Source organism: Verrucosispora sp. SN26_14.1 (assembly GCF_004307965.1).
Classification (GTDB): domain Bacteria; phylum Actinomycetota; class Actinomycetes; order Mycobacteriales; family Micromonosporaceae; genus Micromonospora.
The window spans coordinates 1-10,238 of sequence record NZ_SISL01000213.1; the positions used below are offsets into that span (position 1 = coordinate 1).

10 protein-coding genes are annotated in these 10,238 nt (G+C 72.3%); 1 reads left to right on the forward strand and 9 read right to left on the reverse strand.

From position 1 onward, the window contains the following. From EYA84_RS33860 to EYA84_RS18825, 5 genes are all read right to left on the reverse strand, one after another. The coding region (locus tag EYA84_RS33860; protein WP_131054365.1) for a BMC domain-containing protein at positions 1–176 on the reverse strand (176 nt) is incomplete at its 3' end. A 22-nt stretch (positions 177–198) separates the two neighbouring features. After that, on the reverse strand, positions 199–489 hold the full coding sequence (locus EYA84_RS18810) for a BMC domain-containing protein (protein WP_117230022.1): 291 nt from the start codon (positions 487–489) through the stop codon (positions 199–201). Positions 490–499: 10 nt separating this feature from the next. Continuing rightward, the gene (locus EYA84_RS18815; protein WP_131054366.1) at positions 500–1,339 is read right to left on the reverse strand and encodes a 2-amino-5-chlorophenol 1,6-dioxygenase subunit alpha; all 840 of its coding nucleotides are present in this window, start codon (positions 1,337–1,339) and stop codon (positions 500–502) included. Continuing rightward, positions 1,332–2,312 carry a tRNA U-34 5-methylaminomethyl-2-thiouridine biosynthesis protein gene (locus EYA84_RS18820; RefSeq protein ID WP_131054367.1) on the reverse strand — a complete coding sequence of 327 codons (981 nt, stop codon included), beginning with the start codon at positions 2,310–2,312 and terminating at the stop codon, positions 1,332–1,334. Before EYA84_RS18820 ends, EYA84_RS18815 begins: the two co-directional genes overlap by 8 nt. Then, positions 2,309–4,327, reverse strand: a complete 2,019-nt coding sequence (locus EYA84_RS18825) for a hydantoinase B/oxoprolinase family protein (protein WP_131054368.1) — start codon at positions 4,325–4,327, stop codon at positions 2,309–2,311. Before EYA84_RS18825 ends, EYA84_RS18820 begins: the two co-directional genes overlap by 4 nt. Before the next feature lie 168 nt (positions 4,328–4,495). Here EYA84_RS18825 and EYA84_RS18830 point away from each other — a divergent pair, with 168 nt between their 5' ends. Then, entirely contained in the window at positions 4,496–5,320 is an 825-nt protein-coding gene (locus tag EYA84_RS18830; RefSeq protein ID WP_236145837.1) for an IclR family transcriptional regulator, read from the forward strand. A gap of 5 nt (positions 5,321–5,325) precedes the next feature. Here EYA84_RS18830 and EYA84_RS18835 read toward each other — a convergent pair whose 3' ends face one another. The 4 genes from EYA84_RS18835 to EYA84_RS18850 form a co-directional block, all read right to left on the reverse strand. Beyond that, positions 5,326–6,945 (reverse strand): thiamine pyrophosphate-binding protein, encoded by a 1,620-nt coding sequence (locus tag EYA84_RS18835; RefSeq protein WP_131054370.1) that lies wholly within the window; start codon positions 6,943–6,945, stop codon positions 5,326–5,328. Next, positions 6,942–7,691 carry an enoyl-CoA hydratase/isomerase family protein gene (locus EYA84_RS18840; RefSeq protein WP_131054371.1) on the reverse strand — a complete coding sequence of 250 codons (750 nt, stop codon included), beginning with the start codon at positions 7,689–7,691 and terminating at the stop codon, positions 6,942–6,944. Before EYA84_RS18840 ends, EYA84_RS18835 begins: the two co-directional genes overlap by 4 nt. Further along, positions 7,688–9,046, reverse strand: coding sequence for an adenylosuccinate lyase (gene purB / locus EYA84_RS18845; protein WP_131054372.1), 1,359 nt, complete (start codon positions 9,044–9,046; stop codon positions 7,688–7,690). Before purB ends, EYA84_RS18840 begins: the two co-directional genes overlap by 4 nt. Further along, positions 9,046–10,238: class I adenylate-forming enzyme family protein (locus EYA84_RS18850; protein ID WP_131054373.1), on the reverse strand; the 1,193-nt coding region annotated here is incomplete at its 5' end. The genes EYA84_RS18850 and purB, both read right to left, overlap by 1 nt.

Genomic DNA, 10,238 nt, shown 5'->3' on the forward strand with positions numbered 1-10,238 from the left:
ACCGCCTGCCGCACGGCGGCGAGGGTGCCGCGTACGGCGACGGCGAGGTAGCCGCTGGTGACTCGTTCGACGCCGACGCAGCGGACGTCGGCGGTCTTGATCATGGCTTCGATGCCCGCGGAGAGGGCGACGACGCCGCGGGTCTCGACGATGCCGATGGCGATGTCGGAGGACATGTCTGGGTCTCCTTACCGGCTGTCAGTTGCCGACGAGTTGGGGGTCGGCCGCCAGCGCGCTGACGGCGTCGCAGGGGCTGGCGAAGACGATCGAGCGCACCGAGCGGCTCTTGGCCCGGGCGGTCTCCTCGCCGATGTCGACGGCCTCCTCGACGGTGGCGAGGTCACCGCGGACGGCGACGGCGATGATGCCGCCGCCGAGCCGGACGACCTTGGTGACCTCGACCTCGGTGGCCTTCACCATCGCGTCGACGGCGTCGAAGATGGGGGTGAAGCCTTCGGCTTCGACGAAGCCCACGGCTGTGTTCCGCATGCTCTCTCCTCTAGTGGTGGTCTGGCAGGTTCCAGGACAGGACGGCGCCGCCGGTGCCCCAGATGGGGCCGTAGGAGTGCAGGTGTGCCGGGCCGGTGCTCGCCCCGGCGCCGGCGGCGAAGGCCAGGGCCCGGAACTGGCTGTCGGCCTGGGCCTGCCGGGCGAACTCCTCGCGGACGGTGAGGGCTTCGTCGATCTTGCCGGCGGTGAGCAGGTCGAGGATCCGGGTGTTCCACTGCTCGTGGGCGGGTGCGCCGATGCGGTCCTGGTCGGGTTCGATCCACTCCTGGATGAGCCCGGAGGACATCCCGGTCACCACGACGACGGCGGCGCGCAGTCCGGCGTCACGGGCGGCGGCGGCGCCGGCGCGTCCGACGGCGGCGAGGGTGTCGGCGTCGGCGTAGAGGTTGCAGGAGACCTGCGCCCACCGCAGCTTACGCTCGGGGTCGAGCAGTGCGGAGGTGACGATGGTGCCGGTGTCGATCGGGAATCCGTCGTAGCGGGTCCGTCGGGCCTGGAGTCCGTCGGACTGGACCCGGGCGGCCCAGCGTTCCGTGAAGTCGACGTCGAAGCGGAGGTCGTAGTCGAGCAGGCCGTAGTCGTAGGCGTACCAGTTCTCGTCGACGTGCTGGCCGCGCGGGTTGGGGTCGCACTGGAACTGGTGGCCCAGGACGGTGAACCACTGGGTGGAGAGCAGCAGCACCACGTCGGGTTCGAGTCGGCGTAGCCGGGCGCCCACGTCGCGGGCGGCGTCGGCCAGTGCCGACCAGCTCGGTGCGGCGTGTCCGGCGAGCAGGTGCGGCATGCCGGGCAGCAGTGCGCCGGCGACGATTCCGGTCCGGTCAGCCATGGTGGTTCCCCTCGGGCACCCACTCGACGACCGCGTTGCCGGTGCCGATGATCGTGCCGTAGCCGAGTACGTCGCCGGCGACCTTGGGCCAGCCCATCGCGGCGAGCATCCAGGTGAGGCTGCCGGCCTTGGTCTCGCTGGCGGTGGCCTCGATGTGTTCGGGGATGAGTTCGCGCAGCGGTGCGGTCGGTCCGCGCCGGATCGCTTCGAGCAGTTTCATGTCCCACCGGTACTGGTGGTTGTTGTAGGGGTGTTCCCGTTCCATGTCCTCGGGCAGTTCCGGTTCCTCGTGCCAGTGCAGGTGCGACAGCGAATTGGAGGCGAGCAGGACGGCGCGGCGGCCGGTGGCTTCGACGGCCCGTCGGGTGGCTTCGCCGAGGACCTCCATCTCCTCCAGGGAGGCGTCGGAGTAGAAGTACGGGTTGTTGTTGGCCGAGAGGGAGACCACGGGGATGTCCCAGGCCGGGTTCGCCAGGTGCAGGGCGCCGATGGTGGCGTAGTCGACGCGGACGCGGGGGTCGTGCAGGGTGCGGGTGACCAGGCCGAGTCCGTTGGCCTCCTCGGCGATGGCCTCGCCGAGTTCGACGTCGGTGCGGAAGTCGTAGTGGTAGCGGAACAGGTGCGGGAAGATCGGTTCGACGGAGGTGCCGCGCGGGTTGGGCACGCAGTTGACGTGGTGACCGACCATGGTGATCCAGTGCGGGGCGTGCACGATGAGCACGTCGGGTTTGTGGACCTCGCGGATGCGTGTGCGCAGGCGCTCGTACGCCCAGCGCAGCGTCTCCCAGCCGCCGGTGGAGCGTGGTTCGTTCTGTGGCGGGTTCTCGGCGTAGATCAGGTGGGGCGGGTGCGGGCTGAGGCAGCCGGCGACGATGCCGCACCGTCGTGCCGTGGTGGTCGGTGACGGGGTGCGTGGGGCGGTGGTGGCACCGCCACGGGCCGGTGTGACCGGCACCCGGAAGACCTTGCTCATGAGCGTCCTTCCCCGCGTAGTACCCGCACGTGGGAGCGGTCGTGTGGGGCGGTGCCGAGGATCTGCAGCCCGTCGTCGTCGAGGGCGAGTTCGTCGGCGGCCAGTGCGGTGTCGTGTCGGATCCAGGCCCGCAGCGGCGCGGGATGTCCGCCGTGGACCTCGACGAGGGTGTCCTCGGCCAGGCCGCTGTCGGGGGCGACGTAGGCCAGGCGTCGCTGGCCGCGCTGGCCGGTGTAGGCCGGCTGGGTGGTGACGGTGGTCCGCAGCCAGCGTCGCTGGTCGCGGAGCCGTTCCCGGGTGGCGGCGGTCGCGGTGGGGTCGACCCGGCCGTCGGCGTCGAGTTCGACGCCGTAGCGCTGTCGTGCTTCGGCTGCGGTCAGGTACTCCTGGGTGACGTCGTCGGCGACGTGCTCGGGCAGCCGGTCCAGCGGGTCGCCCCAGCCTCCGCCGCCGGCGGACTCCATGACCAGCAGGTCTCCGGTGCGCATCGGGAAGCCGGCGACCTTGCCGGGGGTGGCGAAGTCGACGCGTTCGCCGTCGCCCCGCCGGATGTGGGTCACGGTGGGCGCGCCGGGGCCGCCGTGCCGCAGGCCGTAGGGCGGGACGGTGGTGCGGTCGGTCTGCACCGAGTACGCGCCGCCGCTGGCCAGCAGGCGGGTCTCGCGGCGGCTGCCGAGTCCGCCTCGGCGTGCGCCGTCGCCGCTGGAGCCGGTGCGCAGTTCGCAGGCCTCGACGAGGATCGGGATCTCGGTCTCCAGTCGTTCGACGGACTGGATGGTGGAGATGTCGCCGAGGTCGACGGGGTTCATGGCGCTGGGCCCGTCGGATTCGAGGAATCCGCCGTTGCCGCCGGCCGGGTAGTCGTAGTAGAGGTAGGGCCGGCCGGTGTGTTCGTCGACGCCACCGATGAGGTTCTGGAAGGTGGTGCCGAACTGGTCGGCGGCGATGAGGTCGGGTGCCACCTGGCTCAGTGCGGCCATCACGGCCGAGATGACGCGTTTGCGGACCTCGCTGTGGGCGTTTGCCGGGGCCGGGTAGCTGACGTGCACGACGGTGCCGGGTTCGGTGTGCACCCGTAGGGGCCGGAAGGCGCCGTGGTTGACCAGGCCGCCGGGGTCCAGGGCGGACTTGACGGCGATGAAGACACCGGCGACGGTCATCGCCCGCGAGGAGTTGACCACGGCGGCGACCTGGGTCGACGAGCCGCGGAAGTCGGCCTCGATCTCGTCGCCGTCGATGGTGAGCGCGCAGCGCACGATGGCGGCGTCGTAGTGTCCGTCGGTGTAGAGGTCGAGGTAGTCCTCGTAGCGGTAGGTGCCGTCGGGCAGCGCCTGGATCATGGTGCGCAGGCGGTGCTCGGTGCGGTCCATGTTGGCGGCGACGGATTCGAGGATCAGGTCGGTGCCGTGCCGGGCGACGAGTTCGCGCAGGCGCCGTTCGGCGGTGTGGCAGGCGGCGATGCTGGATTCCAGGTCGCCCCGGCGTTCCTCGGCCATCCGGACGTTGGCGAAGACGATGTCGAACGCGGCCCGGTTGGGTCGCCCCTGCTCGATGAGCTTGATCGGGGGGATCCGCAGCCCCTCCTGGAGGATCTCGGTGGCCTGGCCGGAGACGCTGCCCGGGGTCATGCCGCCGATGTCGGCCCAGTGCATGCGGACGCACGGGAAGAGGAAGAGCTGGTCGTCGACGAAGACCGGGCTGATCAGGGTGACGTCGTTGAGGTGGCTGCCACCGCGATAGGGGTCGTTGACGATGTAGAGGTCGCCGGGGCGCATCTCGTCGGCGAAGTCGGCGAAGATCTCGGCGACCGAGGCCGGCATGGCGATGACGTGGCCGGGCATGTCCCGGCCCTGGGCGACCATCTGTCCCTCGGGGTCGAACAGTGCGCAGGAGAAGTCCTGCGCGTCGGCGATCACCGGCGAGTGCGCGGTACGGAAGATCGTTTGTCGCATCTCCCGGACGATCGAGATGAGACCTTCGGTGACGACTTCCAGGTCGATCGGGTTCACAGTCATGCGGATGCCTCACTGGTTCCGGCTCGATCCCGGTGGTGGGAGAACGGACCATCTGGGATGGGCCACCGTGGGTGGGCCATCTCTTCGGGTGGACCATAACGCGCTGGACCATATTGTGGTCCTAGGGTTATATTATGAAACCTAGCAACCGAGAAGGTGGGAAGCAAGATGTCGTACGCCACTGAGACCAGCCCGGACGACGCGCCGACGCCCCGCGAGTCCGGCACACAGGCACTCGACCGCGCCCTCAGCGTGCTGCTCGCCTTCCGTGGCAACGACGCCGAACGCAAGGTCAGCGACGTCAGCCGCGAGCTCGGCCTACACAAGTCGACCGCCAGCCGGCTGTTCCGGGCGCTGGCCGACGCCGGTTTCCTGCACCGCAACGAGGACAACGGCAACTACCGGCTCGGGGTCACCGTCTTCGAACTCGGCGCGCGCTACCTCGCCGGCCTGGACCTGCACACCCTCGCCCGTCCCCTGGTGCACCGGCTGGCCGAGGAGGAGGGCGAGAGCGTCAACCTGTCGGTCCTGGAGGACCTCGACGCGATCTCCATCCACGTCGTGCAGGGCACCCGCAACCTGCAGCTCGTCTCCCGGCTGGGCCGGCGTATCCCGCTGTGGTGCAGCGCCGCCGGCAAGGCGCTGCTGATCGACCAGGACGACGCCGCGCTGCGCGCGACGCTGGCCGACGCACCCTTCACCGCGCTGACCGCGAACACGATCACCGACCTGGAGACGTTCGTGTCCCGGATGGCGACCGTCCGCGAGCAGGGCTGGGCGCTCAACGACCAGGAGAGCGAGGAGGGACTGCGGGTCGTGGCCGCGCCGGTGCGCGACCGCCACGGCCGGGTCACCGGCGCGATCAGCGTCTCCGGCCCGATCTTCCGCCTCGACGAGGCCCGGGTGACGCAGCTGGCCGCGGCGGCCCGCCGCACCGCCGACGAGCTGTCCCGGCAACTCGGGTACGGCTTCGGCGACGTGTGGGGCGACTGACCCGGTCAAAACTTCTCCTGTACGACGTCGGGGCGGACCCGTACGTGGAGCAGGGCCGGTCCGGCCAACGGCAGCACCTCGTCGAAGGCCGCCCGGGCACCCGCCTCGTCGGTGACCGTCCACGCCGGCACCCCGAGCGCGCGGGCCACGGCGGCGAGGTCGCGCTCGGGGAAGCGGGCCAACTGCGGGTCGACCCCGCGCGGGGCGAGTTTGCGGACCTCCGCGCCGTACGCGGCGTCGTCGAGGAGCACCAGCAGCACCGGTGCGCCGACCCGGGCCAGGGTGTCCAGCTCACCGAGACCGGTGAGCAGGCTGCCGTCGCCCTCGAAGGCGACCACCGGCCGCTCGGGACGGCCCACGGCGGCGCCCACCGCGAACGGCAGTCCGACGCCGATGCTGCCGAACTCCCATGGCGCGAGGAAGGACCGGTCGGTGGCGGCCGAGTCCAGCAGCAGGTTGGGCCAACCGCCGAAGTGACCGACGCCCACCACCGTGGTCCGCTCGCGCGGCAGGCGTTCGGCGCAGATCCGGATGAACGCCCGGGGATCGATCCGGCCCGGCCGGGACTCGATGTCCAGGCCCGCGAACGGATCGGCGGCCGCCAGGTCGGCGGCCAGGTCCGTGCTGCGCCAACGCGGTCGGTGCACCGGCGTCAGCACCGCCGACACCGCCTCCGCCGTCTCCCCCGCGTCGCCCAGCACCCCGGCCGACACCGGCCAGCGGGCGCCGATCGCGGCCGGGTCGACGTCCACCGCAACCAGCACCGCGTCCGGGAAGAGCGCACCGTGGTCGGCGGTCCACCGGTTGAGCCCGGCCCCGAACGTGACCACGAGGTCCGCCCCGGCCAGGGTCCGCCGGGTCAGCGGCCGGGACAGCCCGCCGGCCACCCCGAGGTCGTACGGGTGCCCACGGAACAGACCGGAGGCCATCAGCGTGGTGGCGAGCAGGGCTCCGCTGCGGTCGGCGAGGTCCCGGATCGCGGCCGCCGCCGGTTCGGCACCCCGGCCGGCGAGCAGCACCGGGCGGTGCGCCGTGCGGAGCCGGTGAGCGAGCGCGTCGACATCGGCGGGGTCCGGTGCGAGTGGTCGTGGCGCGCGGGGCACCATCGGCGCCGGGACCGGCGGGTGCTGCGGGACCTGCGCGTCGGCCAGGTCGATCGGCACGTTCAGCACCACCGGGCCGGTCAGCTCGCGGGCGGCCCGGAACGCCAGCCCGACGTCCCGCATCGCGGTGCCGGCGGTGTGCACCGGGACGAACGTGCCCGCCGTGGCCAGCGCGTACGGCTGCTGGTCGAAGTGCTGCACGTGCAGCGGGTCGCCGGGCGGAGTGTCGCCGGCGATCAGGACCAGCGGGGTGCGGGCCTGCCGCGCGATGGTCAGCGCCGCCCCGGCGACCGCTAGTCCCGGCCCCTGGGTGACGGTGGCGACGCCGCAGCGGCCGGTGGTGCGGGCGTACCCGTCGGCCATCATCACGGCGGCGTTCTCGTTGCGGGCCGCGACGAACCGGACGCCGTGCCGCTCGACCAGGTCGGCGACCAGATACATGTTGGCGTCGCCGAGCAGACCGAAGACGGTGTCGACGCCGTGCGCCACGACGGCGTCGGCGATCGCCTCGAACACCCTCACCGCGCGTCCCCGTCGAGGTAGCCGCCGGGCGGGCGCAACGCCACGCTCAGCGCGCCGAGGAAGGAGTCGTTGGCCGCCGCGTCGAAGCGGGGACCGGCCAGCCGGGCGGCACGTTTGGTCATCGTGCGGCCGACCACCGAGGTGGCCAGCAGCCGGTCGGTGATCGCGTCCACGGCGGCGGGCAGGTCGTCGGCGGCGACCACCCGGGTGACCAGGCGCAGGTCGAGCAGTTCAGCGGGTTCGACCCGCTCGCCGAGCAGCAGCCACCGCTTGGCCAGGTCGGCGCCGACGAGGTCGGCGAGGATCGCCATGCCGCTCCAGGTCAGCGGGATGCCGTAGGTCACCTCGGGGAAGGTGAAGAACGCGCTGTCCGCAGCCACCCGCAGGTCGCTGGCGAGCCCGATGACGGCGCCCGAGCCGATGGCCGGCCCGTTGAAGGCGGCGACCGTGGTCTGGTCCAGCCGGTACCAGCGTTCGACCAGGTCGGCGGTGCGCCGCTGGACGTGCATGGTGGTCTCGGGATCGAGGTCGGCCAGCTCACGCAGGTCGGTCCCGGCGCAGAACGCCGTGCCCTCGCCGGTGAGCACCACCACCTCGACGGTGCGGTCGCGTCCGAGTTCGTGCAGCACGTCCTCGAAGCGGCCGAGCATGTCGAGGTCGAAGCTGTTGCGCCGCCGCGGTCGGTGCAGGGTCACCCGGGCCAACCGGCCGGAGCGGTGCAGCAGGACGGACTGATCAGTGGTCATGGTGACTCCGAGGTCAGGAGGGCGCGGTCGACGAGCGCGGCGGCGTGGCCGACGTACGACAGCGGGTCGAGCAGCCCGGCCAGTTCCGGGCCGGGCAGTGCGGCGGCCACCTGCGGGTCGGCGCGCAGCACCTCGACGAACGGCCGGTTCTGCTCCAGGCTGTCGCGGACGATCCGCATCACCAGGTGGTGGGCCTGCTCCCGGCCGAGCGGTTCGGCGAGGCGGAGCATGATCGCCTCGGAGAGCACCAGCCCACCGGTGAGATCGAGGTTGGCGCGCATCCGGTCCGGATCGACGCCGAGGTCACCGAAGACCTCGACCAGCCGTTCCAGGGCACCGCCGATGAGGATGAAGCACTCCGGCAGCAGTTTCCACAGCGTCATGCCGACGCCCATGTCGCGGTCGTCCTGCGCCACCATGGTCTGCATCGCCAGCGGCACCTGGGCGCGCAGCGTGCCGGCCGCGGCGATCACCGCCTCGCAGCGGATCGGGTTGCGTTTGTGCGGCATGGTGCTGCTGCCGACCTGGGTGGCGCGCTGCGGTTCGTGGGCCTCGCCGACCTCGGTGCGGCCGAGGAAATAGATCTCGCGGGCCAGTTTCTCGGCGCTGGAGGCGACCAGTCCGAGGACCATCAGGCACTCGGCGAAGCGGTCCGAGGTGGCGTGCCACGGGGTGTCGGCGACGCCGAGGCCGAGTTCGTCGGCCACGGCCCGTTCCAGGGCGAACGCCTGCGGACCGTAGCCGGCCATCGTGCCGGCGGCGCCACCCATGCTGGTCACCAGCAGGCGTTCGCGCATCTGGACCAGGCGGGTACGGTGCCGTTGCAGTTCGCTCTGCCACACCGCGCAGCGCAGGCCGAACGTGGTCGGCAGCGCCTGCTGGCCGTGGGTGCGGGCGGCCATCGGGGTGGCCCGGTGTCGCAGGGCCAGCCGGCGCAGGATGCGGACCAGTTCGTCGACCTGGCGGGAGACGATGTCCAGGCCGGCCCGGGCGCGCAACACGAACCCGGTGTCCATCACGTCCTGGGTGGTGGCGCCGAGGTGGACGTAGCGTCCGGCGTCGCCCTGGCAGGCGGCGGTCAGCGCCCGGACCAGCGGCACGAGCGGGTGCACGGTGTCGGCGGCGTCGGCGGCGAGCACCGCGGTGTCCAGCCGGTCGAGCCGGGCCGCGTCGGTGATCGCCTGGGCGGCGGCCGACGGGATGACGCCGAGGCCGGCCTGCGCACGGGCCAGGGCCGCTTCGACGTCGAGCCAGGACTGCATGAGCTGGCGGTCGTTGAAGACGCCACGCATCTCGGCGTTGCCGAAGAAGCTGGTGACGGTCAACGAGTCCAGGAAACACGAGCCGAGCTGCATCAGCGTTGCTCCTCACCGGTGAGCAGGCCGAGCGCGGCGCGCCGGTCGACCTTGCCGGACGGCAGTAACGGCAGGTCCGGCACGGTACGGATCAGCGTCGGCACCTTGTGTCGGGCCAGTCGGGCGGCGGCCGCCCCGGTGAGCCGGTCGGGGTCGGGCGTGGTGCCCGGGGCGGCGACGACGAGGGCGGCGACCTCTTCGCCCCAGCGCACTGACGGCAGGCCGAGTACGCACACCTGCGCCACGGCCGCGTCGTCGAGCAGGGCCGCCTCCACCTCGGCCGGGCTGATGTTCTCGCCGCCTCGGATGATCAGTTCCTTGACCCGGCCGGTGAGGGTGAGGATCCGGTCGGTGTCGAGCGCGCCCAGGTCGCCGGTGCGCAGCCAGCCGTCCGAGGTGATCGCGGCCTGGGTGGCGGTCGGGTCGTCGACGTACCCGGCGGTCACCGACTCGCCACGGACCAGCAGCTCACCGGCGTGGCCGGGGGGCAGTTCGGTGCGGGTGCCGGGAGTGACGACGACGGCGTCCAGGTCCGCGACGATCCGTCCGACGGTGTCGCCGGGGCTGCCGCAGCTCGCGTCGCCGGGGTCGACGCTGATCGTCGGGCCGGCCTCGGTCTGCCCGTAGATCACGGCGATACGGTCCAGGCCGAGTACCCGGCGGGTGCGGGCGAGCAGCGCCGGTGCGCAGGGCGCGCCGCCGAGGAAGCCGACCCGCAGCGACGACAGGTCGAAGCGGTCCGGTGCGGCCTCCACGGTGTCGGCGAGCATCGTGGCCATCGTCGGGACGGCCTGGAGCACGGTGCACCGGTGCCGGGCGATCTGGGTGAGCACCGGTTCGGTGCGGAAGCGGCTCACCGACACCCACAGCGCCCCGGTGACCAGGGCTAGCACGGCGCCGCTGCTGAGCCCGGCCGCGTGGGCCAGGGGCAGCGGTGAGGCGATCCGGTCGGTGGCGCCGAGTCCGGCGGCGTCGGCGGTCCACCGCGCGTTGGCGATCAGGTTGCGGGCGCTGAGCGCGACCATCTTCGGCGGGCCGGTCGAGCCGGAGGTGAACTGGATGTTCAGGGTGGCGTCCGGGTGTCCGGCGGGAGCGGGCACTGTGCCGTCGCCGATCCCGGCCAGGTTGTCGCCGAGGACGTGCCAGCCGTACGGGCGGGCGGACCCGGGCAGTACGGCGAGCGCCTGCGCGG